This window comes from Pseudomonas sp. Q2-TVG4-2 (assembly GCF_013620795.1).
GTDB lineage: Bacteria > Pseudomonadota > Gammaproteobacteria > Pseudomonadales > Pseudomonadaceae > Stutzerimonas.
The window spans coordinates 228,173-246,523 of sequence record NZ_LGLW01000004.1; the positions used below are offsets into that span (position 1 = coordinate 228,173).

General features: G+C 63.4%; 14 protein-coding genes. 8 read left to right on the forward strand and 6 right to left on the reverse strand.

Translation table 11 applies throughout. The features are described from left to right. Positions 1 to 16: 16 nt before the first annotated feature. The 6 genes from H3028_RS09290 (at position 17) to pdeM (ending at position 9,943) form a co-directional block, all read left to right on the forward strand. Positions 17 to 2,347, forward strand: a complete 2,331-nt coding sequence (locus H3028_RS09290; protein ID WP_181296731.1) for a DEAD/DEAH box helicase — start codon at positions 17 to 19, stop codon at positions 2,345 to 2,347. A 168-nt stretch (positions 2,348 to 2,515) separates the two neighbouring features. Beyond that, entirely contained in the window at positions 2,516 to 3,079 is a 564-nt protein-coding gene (locus H3028_RS09295; protein ID WP_181296732.1) for a hypothetical protein, read from the forward strand. Between the two features lie 195 nt (positions 3,080 to 3,274). After that, the gene (locus H3028_RS09300) at positions 3,275 to 4,288 is read left to right on the forward strand and encodes a ligase-associated DNA damage response exonuclease (RefSeq protein ID WP_181296733.1); all 1,014 of its coding nucleotides are present in this window, start codon (positions 3,275 to 3,277) and stop codon (positions 4,286 to 4,288) included. Positions 4,289 to 4,517: 229 nt separating this feature from the next. Continuing rightward, positions 4,518 to 6,227, forward strand: a complete 1,710-nt coding sequence (locus H3028_RS09305; protein ID WP_181296734.1) for an ATP-dependent DNA ligase — start codon at positions 4,518 to 4,520, stop codon at positions 6,225 to 6,227. A gap of 247 nt (positions 6,228 to 6,474) precedes the next feature. Further along, positions 6,475 to 9,084: a ligase-associated DNA damage response DEXH box helicase gene (locus H3028_RS09310; protein ID WP_181296735.1), complete on the forward strand. Its 2,610-nt coding sequence runs from the start codon at positions 6,475 to 6,477 to the stop codon at positions 9,082 to 9,084. A 202-nt stretch (positions 9,085 to 9,286) separates the two neighbouring features. Next, the gene (gene pdeM, locus H3028_RS09315; RefSeq protein WP_181296736.1) at positions 9,287 to 9,943 is read left to right on the forward strand and encodes a ligase-associated DNA damage response endonuclease PdeM; all 657 of its coding nucleotides are present in this window, start codon (positions 9,287 to 9,289) and stop codon (positions 9,941 to 9,943) included. Positions 9,944 to 9,947: 4 nt separating this feature from the next. Here the strand turns inward: pdeM and H3028_RS09320 are convergent, their stop codons facing one another. Further along, positions 9,948 to 10,181 carry a hypothetical protein gene (locus H3028_RS09320; RefSeq protein WP_181296737.1) on the reverse strand — a complete coding sequence of 78 codons (234 nt, stop codon included), beginning with the start codon at positions 10,179 to 10,181 and terminating at the stop codon, positions 9,948 to 9,950. 184 nt (positions 10,182 to 10,365) lie between these two features. Between H3028_RS09320 and H3028_RS09325 the strand changes: the two genes are divergently transcribed. Together H3028_RS09325 and H3028_RS09330 are read left to right on the forward strand one after the other, a co-directional pair. Continuing rightward, positions 10,366 to 11,697, forward strand: a complete 1,332-nt coding sequence (locus H3028_RS09325) for an erythromycin esterase family protein (protein ID WP_181296738.1) — start codon at positions 10,366 to 10,368, stop codon at positions 11,695 to 11,697. Positions 11,698 to 11,700: 3 nt separating this feature from the next. Beyond that, positions 11,701 to 12,384, forward strand: a complete 684-nt coding sequence (locus H3028_RS09330; RefSeq protein WP_181296739.1) for a phosphoribosyltransferase — start codon at positions 11,701 to 11,703, stop codon at positions 12,382 to 12,384. 8 nt (positions 12,385 to 12,392) lie between these two features. On the opposite strand, the gene H3028_RS09335 is transcribed toward H3028_RS09330, so the two are convergent. The 5 genes from H3028_RS09335 to rlmD form a co-directional block, all read right to left on the reverse strand. Then, on the reverse strand, positions 12,393 to 12,542 hold the full coding sequence (locus H3028_RS09335) for a hypothetical protein (RefSeq protein WP_181296740.1): 150 nt from the start codon (positions 12,540 to 12,542) through the stop codon (positions 12,393 to 12,395). Positions 12,543 to 12,717: 175 nt separating this feature from the next. Then, on the reverse strand, positions 12,718 to 13,257 hold the full coding sequence (locus H3028_RS09340; RefSeq protein WP_181296741.1) for a DUF2058 domain-containing protein: 540 nt from the start codon (positions 13,255 to 13,257) through the stop codon (positions 12,718 to 12,720). Positions 13,258 to 13,379: 122 nt separating this feature from the next. Continuing rightward, a complete protein-coding gene (gene mazG / locus H3028_RS09345; RefSeq protein ID WP_181296742.1) occupies positions 13,380 to 14,210 on the reverse strand; it encodes a nucleoside triphosphate pyrophosphohydrolase in 831 nt (276 codons plus the stop codon). Positions 14,211 to 14,633: 423 nt separating this feature from the next. Then, the gene (gene relA, locus H3028_RS09350; protein ID WP_181296743.1) at positions 14,634 to 16,880 is read right to left on the reverse strand and encodes a GTP diphosphokinase; all 2,247 of its coding nucleotides are present in this window, start codon (positions 16,878 to 16,880) and stop codon (positions 14,634 to 14,636) included. A 100-nt stretch (positions 16,881 to 16,980) separates the two neighbouring features. Beyond that, on the reverse strand, positions 16,981 to 18,336 hold the full coding sequence (rlmD, locus tag H3028_RS09355; RefSeq protein WP_181296744.1) for a 23S rRNA (uracil(1939)-C(5))-methyltransferase RlmD: 1,356 nt from the start codon (positions 18,334 to 18,336) through the stop codon (positions 16,981 to 16,983). Positions 18,337 to 18,351: the final 15 nt, after the last annotated feature.

Consider the following 18,351-nt stretch of genomic DNA (forward strand, 5'->3'; position numbering starts at 1 on the left):
ACGGAGCACTGCGCATATGGCTCCGCCTCTTCCTCCGCGTCCCGAACGCCACCTCGGCCCGATCGTCCCAGTTCCGCAGTTGAGTCTGGGCAGCCATCTGGCGGCTCATTACCAGCCAGGCAATCAGCGCATGGCGCGCGAATACCAGCATCGGGCCGGCCTCAGTTTTCGGTACGACGACGCCCTGGTGCACGGCAAGCGCGACGGTGAGCCGGTACGGCATCTGCGCAACGAAGAAGTCATCATCTTCCGGCGCCAGCCACAGACGGAGCAGGCGTTTCGACAGCTACTCGAGCAATTCGGTTTTCGCCCGGCACTGCGTCAAAGCCTGGCCCTGCCTAAGGATTCGGCGGAGATGTATCAGCTGGCCAATGACGATGGCTGGCTGCGTTTCGTCCAGGAGATCCTGCCGCAACTGCGCACCCAGGGCTGGGAAATCGAGATCGCCCCAGGTTTTTTGTTTGACCTGACGCCGGTCCAGTCTTGGTTCGCGAACATCCACGAATCGGACGATCGGAACTGGTTCGAACTGGAGTTGGGTATTGTTGTCGATGGCCAGCGCATCAGTCTGCTGCCGGTGCTGCTCAAGCTGATCCGCCAAAGTCCGGAGCTGCTCGGTCCCGAAAGCCTGAAACAGCACAGTGACAATGATCAACTGCGGGTGCAGCTCGACCAACTACGTCGTAGTGACGGCCATCCGCTGCAGGTGGCGCTGCCGTATGGGCGCTTGAAACCAATCCTCACCACGCTCAGCGAACTCTACCTGCACGACCAGCCAGTGGATTCGCGCCTGCGCCTGGGCCATGGGGACGCGGCTCGGCTGGCCGGGCTCGGCGAGCTGCCGATGGAATGGCAAGGCGGCGAGGCGCTACGTGCATTCGCTGACCGACTGCAGAATCTGCAACGCGTGACCGTGAGCCCGCCGCTGGGTCTGCAGGCACAACTACGGCCTTATCAGCTGCAGGGTCTCAACTGGTTGCAGACCCTGCGGGAACTGGGTGCCGGTGGCATTCTGGGTGACGACATGGGGCTGGGCAAAACGCTGCAGAGCCTTGCCCACCTGCTGTTAGAGAAGCAGGCCGGGCGTCTGGACCGTCCGGCGCTGGTCGTGATGCCCACCAGCCTGATTCCCAACTGGCAGGACGAAGCAGCGCGCTTTGCGCCAGATTTGCGCGTATTGGCGCTTCAGGGTCCGTCACGGCGCCAGCTGTTTTCCCACCTCGGCAACTATGATCTGTTGCTGACTACTTATGCCCTGCTGCCGCGCGATGTCGACGCACTGCAGCATCAACCATTCCACGTACTGATCCTCGACGAAGCGCAGAACATCAAGAACCCATCGAGCAAGGCCGGCCATGCGATACGCCAGCTCGACGCACGCCAACGGCTGTGTCTCACCGGTACGCCGCTGGAGAATCACCTTGGCGAACTCTGGTCGCTGTTCGACTTCCTGATGCCCGGTTGGCTGGATGATGCCAAGAGTTTCGCCCGCCGCTACCGTGCGCCGATCGAAAAGCACGGCGATCTGCATCGGCTCGCCCACCTCAAGTCGCGAATCAAGCCCTTCCTGCTGCGGCGGCACAAGGAAGACGTTGCCCGGGAATTGCCCGCGAAGAACGAAATCATCCACTGGGTGGAACTCAGCGATGCCCAGCGCGACCTCTATGAAACCGTCCGTCTCGCCATGGACAGCAAGGTTCGCGACGAGATCGACCGTAAGGGACTGGCACGCAGCCAGATCGTCATCCTTGAGGCCCTGCTGAAACTGCGCCAGGTCTGCTGCGATCTTCGCCTGGTCAAGAACGAGCCAGCCGCCCCTTCGCGCAGCAGCAGCTCCGGGAAGCTCGACAGCCTGCTGGAAATTCTGACCGGCATGCTCAACGAAGGCCGGCGCGTGCTGCTGTTTTCACAGTTCACCTCGATGCTGGCACTGATCGAGCAAGCGCTGGATAAGCGCGGCATCGATTATGTGAAGCTGACTGGCTCGACCCGCGACCGGCGCACCCCGGTCGATCGCTTCCAGGCCGGCGAAGTCCCGTTGTTCTTGATCAGCCTGAAGGCCGGCGGCACCGGCCTCAACCTCACCGCCGCCGACACCGTGATCCACTACGATCCTTGGTGGAACCCGGCCGTGGAAAATCAGGCCACCGACCGCGCCTACCGCATCGGGCAGGACAAACCGGTGTTCGTCTATCGGTTGATCACCCGCGGCACGGTCGAAGAACGCATCCAGCAACTGCAGCGGCGCAAGGCCGAACTGGCGGCGGGCGTACTGGAGGGCAACGTCGACGGTGACTGGGATGTGCAGCAGAGCGATATCGACGCCCTCTTCGCGCCCCTGCCATGAGCTATGTACGGGGCGCGAAGTGAGCGAAGGCAAGAGCACAGCGGTGGTTTTGCCAGCCCCGCCTCATTTCATTCAATTTCCCCGCGTATAGCCGTGGCGCCTTGTCCGAGACAACGCAGGAACGGCTAGTATCTGCGGCAAAGGCTTCGCCAAACGAGGAACCCCTTCATGAGTCGCTACGAAATCGCTTTCTCCGGCGAGCTCGCGCCTGGCGCCACCCTGGAGCAGGTCGAGGCCAACCTGGCCCGGCTATTTCAGGCCGATGCCAAGCGGATTGCCGCGCTGTTTTCCGGCCGCCGCATCGTGATCAAGCAGGACCTCGACCATGCCAGTGTCGAGAAATACCGCCAGGCCATGGCCCGTGCAGGTGCCGTCGCCGAGGTCCGGCCGATGCCGGTGGAGGTCGAGGAGATCGTCCTTGCCCCGCCACCTGACGAAGCGCCTGCCGCCGCACCGCAGCCATCGGCTGCTTCCGGCTCGGGGCCATCGCCGCAGCCGCTTAAGGTAACCCCCCGCGACGAGTACATGGCCGCCTTCGTCGATGTCGAGGCGCCAGATTTTGGCATCGCGCCCGTGGGCGCCGACCTGCAGGACGCTCGCCCAGCAGCGCAACCGCCGGCCGTCGACCTGTCGCAATTCAGCTTGGCGCCGGTCGGCAGCGATCTGGCTGAACGGCGCCGCGCCAGCGATGCGCCCGTGCCAGATACCTCGCATATCAAACTGCAGGAATGATCGCCCGTATCCAGGCGGTGGGCTGAAGCGGAACGCCGCCCGGCCCACCCTACCCATCGCCGTCCATACGGTAACGCTGAAGCTTGGTGCGCACGCCGCCGTAGCGTGGGCTTTAGCCCACCAGCGTCACCCCAAGCGAACTCGCAGCGCTACGCCGGGCTCCAACGCTACAAGCCCTCAAAGTGCCTGTATGTAATGGACCTTGTCGTCGCCCGCCCCGAAGGCCTCTACTGCCCGCCCGGGGATTTCTACATCGATCCTTGGCGCCCGGTCGACCGTGCCGTCATCACCCATGCCCACGGCGACCATGCGCGGTGGGGCATGGGTCATTACCTGGCCTCCAGCGACAGCGAAGGCATTCTGCGCTCACGCATCGCCGCCGACATGCCGTTGCAGACGCTGGCCTATGGAGAGTCGATCACGCATCACGGCGTCCGCTTGAGCTTCCATCCAGCCGGACATGTGCTGGGCTCGGCCCAGGTGCGCCTCGAATATCAAGGCGAGGTATGGGTCGCTTCAGGCGACTACAAAGTCGAGCCTGATGGCACTTGCGCGCCCTTCGAGCCGGTGCGCTGCCATACCTTCATCACCGAATCGACCTTCGGCCTGCCGATCTACAAGTGGCCGTCGCAAACCGAGGTATTCCGAGAGATCAACGACTGGTGGCGGGCTAACGCTGCGGCAGGCCGCCCCAGCGTGCTGTTCTGCTATGCCTTCGGCAAAGCGCAGCGCATCTTGCACGGGCTTGACGAAAGCATCGGCACGATCGTGCTCCACGGTGCGGTGGAACCGTTGAACAAGGTTTACCGTGAGGGTGGCATCTATTTGCCCCCCACCGTCTATGCGGGCGACCTGAAGAAAAGCGACCCTCTCTTGAAGCAGGCCATCATCCTTGCGCCGCCGTCGGCCGGTGGCAGCACCTGGATGCGTCGTTTCGGCGACTATGCCGACGCCTTCGCCAGTGGCTGGATGATGCTGCGCGGCACCCGACGGCGGCGCGGTGTCGATCGCGGCTTCGTGCTGTCCGACCATGCCGACTGGCCCGGCCTGCTCTGGGCCATCGAACAGACCGGCGCCGAACGGGTGATGGTGACCCACGGCTCGGTAGCGGTGCTGGTGCGCTATTTGCGCGAAATGCGCGGTCTCGATGCGCAGGCCTTTGAAACCGAATACGGTGAAGAAGACGATGCCGCTCAGGGGGCCGAATGATCCGGCATTCCACCGCTCAGTCCCGTTCGCAGACCCACGGCATACCGCACTGCTCTTGCAGGAGCGAGCTTGCTCGCGATCCGACAATCCTACATTTCCCATTATCGTCAGCGAGCAGGCCGTCCCCTTGGCGCCTACGGATACCTGACCAACACAGACCACCACACCGCTCTCGTAGGCGCCAGCTTGCTGGCGATCCGGCCCCGCCAATGCACGACGGCGGTGCTGCATGAAAGCCTTCGCCACCCTCTACAGCCGCCTCGATGCCACCACGTCGAGCAACGCCAAGCTCGCGGCCATGCGCGACTATTTCCGCGAAGCCGACCCCGCCGATGCGGCCTGGGCGGTCTATTTTCTCGCCGGCGGCCGGCCCCGCCAGCTGGTGCCGGCCCGTGTGTTGCGCGAAACCGCTGTGCAGGCTTCGGGGTTACCGGAGTGGTTGTTCGAGGAGAGCTATCAGGCTGTTGGCGACATCGCCGAAACCATTTCCCTGCTGATCCCAGAAGCCGAGCACAGCTCTAACGACGGGCTCGCCGTTTGGATGCAGGACAAACTGCTGCCACTGCGTGGCCTACCGCCGGCGGAACTGGCGGAGCGCCTGCCGGCCCTTTGGGCGCAGCTGGATCGACTCAGTCTGATGGTCTGTATCAAGCTCATCACTGGCGCCTTTCGCGTCGGCGTTTCAAAACTGCTGGTCACCCGCGCGCTCGCCTCGCTGATCGAGCTCGATCCCAAACGCGTGGCCCAGCGGCTGGTGGGCTATACCGACCTGTCCCATCGCCCCAGCGCCGAACGCTATCTCGCGCTGATCGCCGATGAGTCCGAACACGAACATGCCCAGCGCGGCGGCCAGCCCTACCCGTTTTTCCTCGCGCACTCGTTGCAAACTCCAGTGGAAGAGTTCGACACCTTGCTCGGCGCGCCGGAGAACTGGTTCGTCGAGTGGAAGTGGGACGGCATCCGCGCCCAGCTGGTCAAGCGTGACGGGCAAATCTGGATCTGGTCGCGTGGCGAAGAGCTGGTCAGCGATCGCTTTCCGGAGCTTTGCGAACTGGCTGGCTGCCTGCCGGACGGCACCGTGATCGACGGCGAAATAGTGGTCTGGAAGCATGTGCCCGATGCGTCACCGAGCGCGCTGTTCACAGCGCCGGCAGACGATACAGTGCCCGTCGCTGAGCGATTCGGTGTGCAGCCGTTCGCCCTGCTGCAACAACGCATCGGCCGCAAGAACCTCACCGCCAAGGTGCTGCAGGACGCGCCCGTCGTGGTGCTCGCCTACGACCTGCTGGAATGGCAGGGTGACGACTGGAGGCAGCGCCCGCACCGCGAGCGCCGGCAACAGCTTGAGGCTGTGGTCGATCGGTGCTCTAACCCACGGCTGATGACCTCACCGCTGGTACAGGGTAGCGACTGGCAAGAGCTGGCGCGCCAGCGCGAAGCCTCGCGCGCGCTCGGTGTCGAAGGGATGATGATCAAGGCACGTGCTGCACAGTACGGTGTAGGCCGGACCAAAGACGTCGGCGTCTGGTTGAAATGGAAGATTGATCCCTACTCGGTAGACGCTGTGCTGATCTACGCCCAACGCGGCCATGGGCGACGCGCCAGCCTTTATACCGACTTCACCTTCGCCGTCTGGGATGGCGAACCGGGCGATCCCGAGCGCAAGCTGGTGCCCTTCGCCAAGGCCTATTCAGGGCTGACCGATGAAGAGATGCGCAAGGTCGATGCCATTGTGCGCAAGACCACCGTGGAAAAGTTCGGCCCGGTACGCAGCGTGACGCCGACCTTGGTGTTCGAGCTCGGCTTCGAAGGCATCGCTGCCAGCAGCCGGCACAAGAGCGGCATCGCCGTGCGCTTCCCGCGCATGCTGCGCTGGCGTCACGACAAGCCAGTGGACGAGGCTGATACGCTGGAGACGCTGAAGGAACTGCTTGGATGACCCCGCCCCGCCAACGCCCTCCCGTAGGAGCCAGGGGAACGCCCAACTCCTCACTGGCGATCCATAGCCACACAGTATTCCCTGATCGCGAGCAAGCTCGCTCCTACGAAAAGCAAAAGCCCGTCACCCGTGTAGGAGCCAGCTTGCTGGCGATCCATAACCACGCAAAAGCCCAGGTTCGCGAGCACGCTCGCTCCTGTGAGGAGCACAACCGCGATCCTATATCGTACCGGGCGAGGCGCCGGGCATGAGCACGTCGCCTGACACGATCGGTGAACGCTGGTTCGACGAGCGCGGGTGGGCGCCCTTCCCGTTTCAACGTGACGTTTGGCGGGCGGTAGCGAGCGGAGAGTCCGGTCTGTTGCACGCGACGACAGGCTCAGGAAAAACCTATGCCGTCTGGCTGGGCGCGTTGATTCGGTTTGCAGAGGCAGCGAAGCGCACCGCTGACGAGCCACCGCCTAAAGCCCCGGACAAGCCTGCGCCGCTTACTGTCCTATGGATTACCCCGATGCGTGCGCTGGCGGCGGATACGGCCCGCGCCCTGCAGGCGCCGCTGGACGAGCTCGGCATCAACTGGAACATTGGCCTGCGCACCGGCGACACCGCCAGCGCCGAACGCGCCCGGCAGAGCCGACGCCTGCCTAGCGCTCTGGTCACCACGCCCGAAAGCCTGACACTGCTACTGACTCGCGCCGATGCTCGCCAGGCCTTTGCCGGCCTGCGCATGCTGGTGGTGGACGAATGGCATGAGTTGTTGGGCAACAAGCGCGGCGTCCAGCTGCAACTGGCGCTGGCCCGGCTACGCAACTGGATGCCGGAGCTGATCGTCTGGGGCCTCTCGGCCACCCTCGGCAATCAACCGCATGCGCTGGAGGTGCTGCTGCACCCAGGCCAGGGCCGCCTGGTACAGGGCAAGATCGACAAGCAATTGCGCATCGACACCCTGCTCCCACCGAGTATCGAACGCTTCCCCTGGGCCGGCCATCTCGGCCTGCGCATGCTGCCGCAGGTGGTCGAGGAAATCGAGTCAGCCGCCACCTCGCTGGTCTTCACCAACACCCGTTCACAATCGGAACTCTGGTATCAGGCCATCCTCGAAGCGCGGCCGGACTGGGCCGGGCTGATTGCCCTGCATCACGGCTCCCTGGCGCGCGAGGTCCGCGATTGGGTCGAGCTGGGACTCAAGCAGGGCGCGCTCAAGGCGGTGGTGTGCACTTCCAGCCTGGATCTCGGCGTGGACTTCCTGCCGGTCGAGCGCGTGCTGCAGATCGGTTCGCCGAAAGGCGTAGCACGGTTAATGCAACGGGCTGGCCGTTCCGGTCACGCACCGGGGCGTGCGTCCCGGGTCACCCTGGTGCCGACCCACAGCTTCGAAGTGGTGGAAGCCGAGGCGGCCAAGGTCGCTGTGGCCGAGCGGCGAATCGAAGCGCGCAGCGCCCCGCACCGACCGCTTGATGTGCTGGTGCAGCATCTGGTCAGCATGGCGCTGGGCGGCGGGTTTCGCCCCACGGCGCTGTTCAGCGAGGTTCGCCGGGCCTGGTCCTACCGCGAGCTGGACGAGGAGCAATGGCAGTGGGCGCTGGCTTTCGTCCGCCATGGCGGCCATTCGCTGACCGCCTACCCCGATTACCAGCGCGTCGAGCCGGATGAGACCGGGCTATGGAAGGTGCCGAGTCGCCGCGTGGCGCTGCGCCATCGGATGAGCATCGGCACCATCGTCAGCGATGCCAGCCTGACGGTGAAGTTCTGGGCCAGGGGTGGCAGCGGCCGCTCGCTGGGTACCATTGAGGAGGGTTTCATCGCCCGCCTGCGTCCCGGTGACAATTTCCTTTTCGGCGGGCGTTTGCTCGAACTGGTGCGCGTCGAGAACATGACCGCCTACGTCAGCCGCGCGACGGGCAGGAAAGCCGCAGTACCGCGCTGGAACGGTGGCCGCATGCCACTCTCCAGCGAACTGGCCGATGCGGTGGTCGAGCAGCTTGGCGCCGCGTCGCGTGGCGAGTTCGCCAGCGACGAGATGCGCCTCGTCGAGCCGTTGCTGAGGGTGCAACTGGATTGGTCGGCCCTGCCCACCGAATCCACGCTGCTAGCCGAGGTGATGAAATCTCGCGAGGGCTGGCACCTATTCCTCTACCCCTTCGCCGGGCGGCACGTGCACCTGGGCCTCGCCAGCCTGCTGGCCTGGCGCATGGGGCAACGGCAACCGCTAACCTTTTCCATTGCCGTCAACGACTACGGATTCGAGCTGCTCTCGGCCACCGAGGTGGACTGGCAGCAGTGGCTGACGCCAGCGCTGTTCAGCCAGGACGCTCTCTTGCACGACGTGCTGGCCAGCCTCAATGCCGGCGAGCTGGCACGCCGGCGCTTCCGCGAGATTGCGCGCATCGCCGGGCTGGTCTTTTCCGGCTATCCCGGCGCCCAAAAAAGTGCCCGCCAGCTACAGGCCTCCAGCGGACTGTTCTTTGACGTGTTCCGCCAATACGACCCGGCCAACCTGCTGCTGACCCAGGCCGAGGAAGAGGTGCTGCGCCAGGAACTCGATGTCGAGCGGCTGGAACAGACACTGAGTCGGCTCCAGAGCCGCCAGCTGGACCTGCATGTCGTCAGACGCACCACCCCGCTGGCGTTCCCGTTGATGGTCGAACGCTTCCGCGAAAGCTTGAGCTCGGAGAAGCTGGCCGACCGTATCCGTAGGATGGTTGCCGAACTCGACAAAGCCGCCGGCCCCGGCGGCTATCAGCCGGAAGCGAACGCAGGCATCAGCGTCGAGCGCGAAACCAGCCCGAAGCGTAAACCCCGCGCGACCAAGGACGGCACGCCACGACCGAAAAAGGCGCGACGCGCACCCCGATAGACGACAAACCGGGGAGCCCTCCAACGCGCCGTGTCAGCGACTACGATGCTGACCCAGCACACCGCCCCGTAAGAGCGGGCTTGCTCGCGAATGCTCGATCACCGTCCCGCTAGCTGAACCGGCGCTCGCATGCGCCGCACAACACATATCGAACACTCTCAACGCATGGGAACCCGCAGCCGCCCGCGATAAACTCCGCCGCATGACTCCCCACCTGCCCATCGAGCTGGAACAGACCGAGCTCTGGCTGCTCGCCGAGAAGGCCATCTACTGGCCCGCACAGCAGGCGCTATTGATCGCCGACATCCATTTCGGCAAGGCCGCCGCCTACCGTCGCCTTGGCCAACCCGTGCCCCACGGTACTACCCAGGCCAACCTGCAGCGGCTCGATGCCCTGCTCGCCCGTTACCGCTGCGGGCAGCTGATCTTCCTCGGCGACTTCCTGCACGCGCCGGAGTCGCAGGCGCCCGCCACGCTCAGCCAGCTGCATGACTGGCGCGCCACCCACGCCAATCTGGCGATCACCCTGATCCGTGGCAACCACGACCGCCGAGCCGGCGATCCGCCCGCCAGCCTTGGGATGAACGTCGTCCCCGAGCCGCTGCTGCTCGGCCCTTTTGCTCTGCAGCATGAACCCGATCCGCACCCCAGCCACCATGTCCTTGCCGGCCATCTGCATCCCGCTTTTCGACTCAGCGGCCGCGGACGGCAGAGCCTGCGCCTGCCCTGCTTCTGCATTGGCGAGCGCATGAGCCTGCTGCCAGCCTTCGGCGGCTTCACCGGCATGATGGAAGTCGACGCCGACCCGGGTCGGCGTCTGTACGTGGTTGGGGATAACAGCGTGTGGCGGGTGGCTTGATCGATCAGGCCTGGGAGATGCCGGTGACGGTGATACCGAAGCGTTCGGCCAGGCGAGTGGCCGGTGTTTCCTCGACATCCGGGTCATGCTCGTACGCATCCTCCTCTCCGGCATAGTCGCGTTCGGCCTTTTGCGTTACCAGCGCTACTGCCTCATCTATATCCGGCTGGCGATCGGATTCGGTCCTGAGAATGGATGTGTTGCCGTCTTTGCTGTACGCGATAATCCAGGTCGTCATTGATGCCCCCTTTTTCTAGCGCCTTCGGCTAAGTCGCTCGCCGAGATTGGCGTCGCTCTGTTTAGAGACTAGCCCGTCGCATTCAGTTCTGCCGCTTACGCTTGATCGGACGACCTGCTGAACGGTCTGAACAGGGCTCTGGGACGCAGGTCATCGGTAGAGATGAGGACAGGAGGTAAAGGCCATGATTGGTTCACGCCCACGATCCACCGAGATTCCCGAGGAACAGCTGGTCAAGCGGCTACGCCACCATGCGACGCCGCTTCCGGCCATCGACGACCCGGCCTTTGCCGAGCACTTCGATCAGTTCGGCGATGCGACAGTGGTGCTGATCGGTGAGGCCAGCCACGGGACGTCGGAGTTCTACCGCGCCCGGGCGCAAATTACCCGACGACTGGTCGAGCACCACGGCTTCAATATCATCGCTGCAGAAGCGGATTGGCCGGATGCAACGAAAATCGATTGTTACGTACGTCACCAACAGCCCCCAACCTGGGTCGAAGAAGGCTTCAAGCGCTTCCCGACCTGGATGTGGCGCAATCAGGAAGTCGCTGATTTCGCCGCCTGGCTACGCAATCACAACGAGGCGTTGGGGCCCGAGCAACGGGTTGAGTTTCGTGGGCTGGACGTCTACAGCCTCGGCTCGTCGATACGGGAAGTGCTGGAATATCTCGATGCCGTCGACCCGCAAGCCGCCAGCGCCGCGCGTCGTCGCTACGGCTGCCTCAGCCCATGGCACGAGGAACCGGCCATCTATGGTCACAAGGTAATGCTTGGCGAGCCGTCCTGCGAAGACGCCGTAATCGAGCAGCTGCGAGCGCTGCTCGATCAGCGGCTGGAATACCTGGAGCGAGACGGCGGCAGCTTCTTCAACGCCGAGCGCAACGCCCGTGTGGTACTCGCCGCGGAACACTATTACCGGGCCATGTATCAGGGCTCGGCAGAATCCTGGAACCTGCGCGACCGGCACATGTTCGACACCCTTCGCGCCCTGCTGGAACACCGCGGCGAAAACGCCAAGGCAGTCGTATGGGCGCACAATTCGCACATCGGTAATGCGGCATCCACCTCCATGGGCTGGGGTGGAGAATTCAATATCGGCGAGCTGTGCCGTACCGCCTTTGGCAACGACGCGGTGCTGATCGGCATGGCCACCGATCGGGGCGAAGTTGCGGCTGCCGATAATTGGGATGAGCCGATGCAGATCAAGCAGGTTCGCCCATCGCGTCCGGACAGCTGGGAGCAGTTGTTCCTGCGTACCGGTATCGCGGCGTCGCTGACCACCTGGCGCGACGATGCCTCATTACGTCAGGCGCTGGCCAGACCCCGTCTGGAACGGGCGATTGGGGTTATCTACCGCCCAGCTACCGAGCGGCAAAGTCACTATTTCCAGGCCATACTGTCCGAACAATTCGATGCTTTGATCTGGCTGGAACAGACCACTGCAGTCACGCCAATCGGCCCGCAGCAGATCGACGACCAGATCGTTCCGGATACCTACCCATTCGGAGAGTAAGTCATGCGTGCGTTCATGCCTGAATCCTATCTATTCCGCGACCGCAGCCATGCAGGCCAGGAACTGGCCGAAGCGCTGCAACACCTGGCCGACTTGAAGCCGTTGGTGCTGGCCTTGCCACGTGGCGGCGTCCCCGTTGCCTTCGAGGTAGCGCACCGGCTGAATGCCCCGCTCGATCTGGTCCTGGTGCGCAAGATCGGCGCGCCCGGCAACGAAGAGCTGGCACTGGGCGCGGTGATCGACGGCGCCGAGCCGAAGTGGGTGATCAATCAGGAGCTGATCAACCAGATCGCACCGCCGCCGAACTGGTTCGAGGAGGAAATGCAGCGCCAGTTGGCCGAATTGGAACGTCGCCGGCAACGTTACTGTGGCGGCCGGCCTGCGCCGGTGCTCAACGACCGCTGCGTGATCGTGATCGACGATGGTGTCGCCACGGGTGCGACGGTCAGGGCGGCATTGAAGGGATTGAAGCAATCGAACCCGAGCAAAATCGTGCTCGCCGTACCGGTCGGTCCGCGCGCAGAGATGGAGATGTTGAGATCGGAAGTGGACGAATTGGTCTGTCTGGCAATGCCCGAGCCGTTCATTGGCGTCGGACGCCATTACGGAGATTTCGATCAGACGAACGACGAGCAGGTCATCGACCTGCTCGATCGGGCTCAGACTTTCACAAACGCGCCGCTATAGCGCGTGATTCAGGCGACCGGCGCTGGCGGTGGCTGGTCCGGAATGGTCGGCTCGCCGGGTTCACTCGGTAGATCCGGCACGCCCGGCTCCTCCGGGTCGCCCGGGACGCCCTGGGCCTGCCAACTGAGCGTCTCGTCCGAATAAGGGATGGTTTCCATGTCGCTGTCCTCCTGCTGTAACCGGAAAGCCCGGATTGGCTATAGCAGTAGAGGCTCTATGGCCGGCAGAAATCCGTCCTTTTGTCGGCGTGGCGGCAGCTGACAGCGGATCGCCAGCAAGCCGGCTCCTACAAAAGCGAAGGAGCCGTGGCGGGAGGCATGTCGGAAACAGCCCTTACCACATCAGATCGTCAGGAATCTGGTAAGCGGCGTAGGGATCATCCGCGTCCGGGGCTTCGGTCTGAATATTGAGCTGGACGATACGGCGCGGATCACGCTCCTGAATCTTGAGCGCCGCCTCACGCGGGATCACTTCGTAACTGCCACCGTGCCGGACGATGGCCAGCGAGCCGCTGGACAGCTTGTCGCGCATCAGCGTGTTCACCGACACGCGCTTGACCTTCTTGTCGTCGACGAAGTTGTAATAATCCTCGGTGGTCAGCTTGGGCAGACGGCTTGTTTCGATCAGCTGTTTGATCTGCGCAGCGCGTGCCTTCTGCTCGGCCTTTTCCTGCTGCTGACGGTTCAGCTCCTGGTCGCGGGCGAGCTTCTCGGCCTGAGCCTTGAGTGCCGCTTCACGTTGAGAATCATCCTTTTCGGCCTGGCCTTTTTTCACCAGACGCTGTTGTTTCTGCTGCTGCTTGCCGGCCTGCTTGGCCTGCTTCTCATTGACCAGCCCTGCTTTGAGCAGCTGATCACGAAGGGAAAGACTCATGTTTCGGCTCGTCTCGTCGTGGATTCAAATTAGACGTCGGGTGGATCATGCGCCATCGATTTACCGAGCAGCATTGTGGTGGATGTGAAAAGCGACATCCACCTACAAAATCGCCGTCGCTGCTAACCGCAGGAAGCCGACTTCTCGGCTTTCTTGGCCTCGCCCCAAAGCGCGTCGAGCGTTTCCAGGTCGCAATTCTCAATGGGCCGGCCACTTTCCCGCAAGGCTTGTTCGATGAAGCGGAAGCGTCGCTCGAACTTGCGGTTGGCCGCACGCAGCGCGTTCTCGGGATCGACTTTCAGATGGCGCGCCAGATTCACCGTGACGAACAGCAGATCGCCGATCTCCTCGGCAATGGCCTTGGGATCGTTCTCGCTCATGGCTTCGAGCACTTCATCGAGTTCCTCGCGGACCTTGTCCACCACCGGCAGCGCGTCCGGCCAATCGAAACCGACCTGGGCGGTGCGCTTCTGCAGCTTGGCCGCACGGCTCAGGGCGGGCAGCGCACCGGGCACATCATCGAGCAACGACAACTGTTCCGGCGCGGCGGATTTCTCTGCGCGTTCCTCGGCCTTGATCTCTTCCCAGCGCTGCTTGATCGCCGCCTCGTCGAGACGTGGCAGTTCAGGCGAGCCGTAGAGATCGCCGTCAGGAAAGACGTGGGGATGGCGTCGCAGCAACTTACGCGTGATGCCGTCGACCACCGCATCGAACTCGAACCGCCCCTCCTCCTTCGCCAGCTGGCTGTAATAGACGACCTGAAACAACAGGTCGCCCAGCTCGCCGGGCAGATGGTCAAAGTCACCGTTCTCGATGGCATCCGCCACCTCATACGCCTCCTCCAGCGTATGCGGGACGATACTGGCGTAGTCCTGCTGCAGATCCCACGGGCAGCCATGCTGCGGATCGCGCAGCCGGGCCATCAGGTGCAGGAGGTCGTTGAGTTGGTACATGAATTTCCTCGGTGAAAGCTTGAAGATCGAAGTTGCGGCCAACGTAGGGTGGATGACGCTTCACCCATCCACCGCTGCCTCATCATGGTGGATGTAAAAAGCGACATCCACCCTACGTGCGCTCTGCGTTACGGATTCAGACGTGCGCGCGCCCGGCCCCGAGCGTCGCGAGCGATGAGCTGGCTAGGCGAAGGCCTACCGAAAAAGCGGAGTTGGCTTTTGCCAATGAGCATTTTTCGGTAGGCCGTTAACAACGCCAGATCGAGCGCAGCAGCTCGGAGCGGATCGCTTTAACCATACACTGGCCTGACCGTCGCGAGCGAAGGCCAGACAAGGCGCACGCCTGCTGAAAAAGCGGAGTTGGCTTTTGCCAATGAGCATTTTTCAGCAGGCGTGCAACGCCGTATGGCCGAGCGCAGCAGGTCAGGTGGTGCGCTGGCGCTTGGCCTCGATAATATTGGGCAGCTGCGAAATGCGGCTGAGCAGTCGGCCCAGCGCGTCCAGCCCTGGGATCTCGATGGTCAGCGTCATCTGGGCCGTGCTGTCCTCTTTGTTCGAGCGGGTGTTGACGGCGAGCACGTTGATCCGCTCGTTAAGCAGAATCTGCGAGACGTCACGCAGCAGGCCGGAACGGTCGTAGGCACGGATGACGATATCGACCGGATAGGTTTTCTCCGGGATCGGGCCCCAGCTGACCTGGATAATCCGCTCTGGCTCGCGCCCAGCGAGCTGCAGTACCGAGCCGCAATCCTGGCGATGAATACTCACACCCCGACCCAACGTGATGTAGCCAACGATGGGGTCGCCCGGCAGCGGCTGGCAGCAGCCGGCCATCTGTGTGAGCAGGTTACCGACGCCCTGGATCTGCACGTCGCCACGCTTGCCCGGCTTGGTGCTGGTGGGTCGACGGGGAATCAGTTCGAGCTGATCGGTGGCGTGGCCATCCGGTTCCACCAGTTGCTGCGCATGGTTGACCAGTTGCGACAACCGCAGATCACCGGCACCCAGCGCGGCGAACATATCCTCGGCGGTCTTCAGGTTGGCTTTTTCTGCCAGCTTGTCGAAGTCCACCGGCGGCAGATCGAGGCGTCCGAGTTCACGCTCAAGCAGCGCTTTGCCGGCCGCGACGTTCTGATCGCGGGCCTGCAGTTTGAACCAGTGGACGATCTTTGCTCGCGACCGCGAGGTGGTGATGTAGCCGAGGTTGGGATTCAACCAATCGCGACTGGGCGATCCGTGCTTGCTGGTGATGATCTCGACCTGCTCGCCGGTCTGCAGGCTGTAGTTGAGTGGCACGATGCGCCCATTGATCTTCGCACCGCGGCAGTTGTGACCGATTTCGGTGTGGACGCGGTAGGCAAAGTCCAGTGGCGTGGCGCCCTTCGGCAGGTCGATGGCGTGACCGTCAGGGGTGAACACGTAGACGCGATCAGGCTCGATGTCCACACGCAGCTGATCGGCCAAACCGCCGATATCGCCCAGTTCCTCATGCCATTCGAGCACCTGACGTAGCCAGGCGATCTTCTCTTCGTAGTGATTGGAACTCGAATTGACGTCCGTGCCCTTGTAGCGCCAGTGCGCGCAAACGCCCAGTTCGGCCTCTTCGTGCATGGCCTGGGTACGGATCTGCACCTCCAGCACCTTGCCCTCCGGCCCGAGCACCGCGGTGTGCAGCGAGCGGTATCCATTCTCCTTGGGGTTGGCGATGTAGTCGTCGAATTCCTTGGGGATATGCCGCCACAAGGTATGCACGATGCCCAGCGCGGTGTAGCAGTCGCGCACCTCGGGCACCAGCACGCGTACAGCGCGAACATCGTAGATCTGGCTGAACTGCAGCCCCTTCTTCTGCATCTTCCGCCAGATGGAATAGATGTGTTTGGCACGGCCGTCGATTTCGGGATGGATGCCGGTGGCGGTCAGTTCATCCCTGAGTTGCTGGACCACGCTCTGGATGTACTGCTCGCGATCCAGTCGGCGCTCATGCAGCAGCTGGGCGATCTGCTTGTACTGCTCGGGCTCGAGATAGCGGAAGGACAGATCCTCCAGCTCCCATTTAATGTGGCCAATGCCCAGGCGATGAGCCAGCGGCGCATAGATATCGAAGACTTCGCGGGCGACGCGGTGACGCTTGTCGTCGTCGACATTTTTTACCGCGCGGATCGCGCAGGTGCGCTCGGCCAGCTTGATCAGCGCGACACGCACATCGTCGACCATAGCCACGAGCATCTTGCGCAGGTTTTCCACCTGGGTCTGGGTGCCCAGCACCAGCGACTCGCGCGGGTTGAGACTGGCGCTAATGGCGGCCATGCGCAGCACGCCTTCGATCAGCTTGGCCACCACCGGGCCGAACTGCTGGTGCACCTCTGCCAGCTGAACCTTGCCTTCGCGCACGCCACGGTAGATCACCGCGGCCACCAGGCTGTCCTGATCGAGCTTGAGGTCAGCGAGTATCTCGGCGATCTCTAGGCCGGTCTGGTAACTGGAGGTGCCTTCGCTCCACAGATTCTGTACCGCGTTGGCCTGTTGTTCCGCCGCTCGGGCGAACTCGCAGGCCTGCTTGAGTGCATCGCGGTCGAGTGCCGGGTCCATCCCCAGCACATGATCGAGCCAGCCATCGAGGTTGATGCTGCCGTCGGTGTTGACCGGCTGAAGCGCTCTGACCTGGACCATCTATCTACCTTCCCTCTACGCATGATCTGCGTCGAATACGCCGACTTTCTGGGAGTCGGTCGGTTGAACCACAGGCCGCCTGCCTGTCATAAAAAAACCGCTAAACCGACCGCTCGAAGAGGGCCATCGCCTCGACGTGCGCCGTTTGCGGAAACATGTCCAGCACCCCGGCCCGCTTTAGTTCATACCCCTGGCGGACCAGCTCGGCCGCATCACGCGCCAGCGTCGCAGGATTGCATGAAACATAGACCACGCGCCTTGCGCCTAAAGTCGCCATCTGCCGAACCAGTTCTAACGCGCCGTCACGCGGTGGATCCAGCAGCACAGCAGCGAAACCGCCTTCGGCCCATTGCGCCTCAGCCAGCGGCTTCGACAGGTCCGCCTGATGAAAGTGCGCATTCACCAGACCGTTGCGCGCCGCATTGGTGCGGGCCCGCTCGACCATCTCATCAACACCCTCCACCGCCACGACTTGCGCGCCCTGCCGCGCCAGCGGCAGCGCGAAGTTGCCGAGGCCACAGAACAAATCCAGCACCCGCTCGCCCGCTTCCGGTGCGAGCCAATCCAGCGCCTGCGCCACCATCGCCTCGTTCACCGGTGCGTTGATCTGGATGAAATCACCCGGTCGCCAGGCCAGCTCGAGATCCCAGGCAGGCAAGCGATAGCCCAGTGCATAGGCGGCGTCCAGCGGTTGCGGCGGGCCTTCGCCCTGCAGCCAGAGCTGCACGCCCTGCGCCTGGGCAAAGGTTGTTAGCCGCTGCAGATCCGCCTCGGCCAGCGCGGCCGTATGGCGAACGAGCACCGCGTCGGCGGTGCCGCTGAACAACTCCACATGACCGATCGCCTGCGGCTTGTCCAGCGCATGCAATACGGACAGCAAAGCCGGCAACAACGCCTGCAAGGGCTGTACCAGCACATGGCATTCACTGATCGAAACGATGTCCTGGCTGGCGCCGGCGCGGAAGCCTACGTCCAGCCGCCGCGCCTTGTTATCCCAGCGCACCGCCAACCTGGCGCGGCGGCGATAGCCGAACTCGGGCCCGCTCAACGGCGGCGCCCAGACCTGTGGTTCGATACCCGCCAGCCGCGACAACTGCTCGGCGAGGCTGCGCTGCTTGAGCGCCAGCTGATCGGCAGCCGACAAGTGCTGCAGGTTGCAGCCGCCGCAAACGCGCGCATGCGGACATGGCTCCATGCGGCGTTGCGCGCTCGCAGCCAGCACCCGCTCACTGCGCGCCTCGACGATCTGACTGCGCGCGCCCATAACCCGCGCATCGACCTCTTCGCCCGGCAAGGCGCCGTCGACGAACCAGGTACGTCCATCAACGAAGGCAATACCACGACCGTCGTTGGCCAGGCGCTCGACGCTCAGACGTTGCTTTTTGCCGGTCGGGATCTGAGGCTTTTTCTCGCCGCCGCTGGGCTGGAAGCGCAAACCGCCGCTGCGTTTGGCCATCAGCAGCTACCGCCT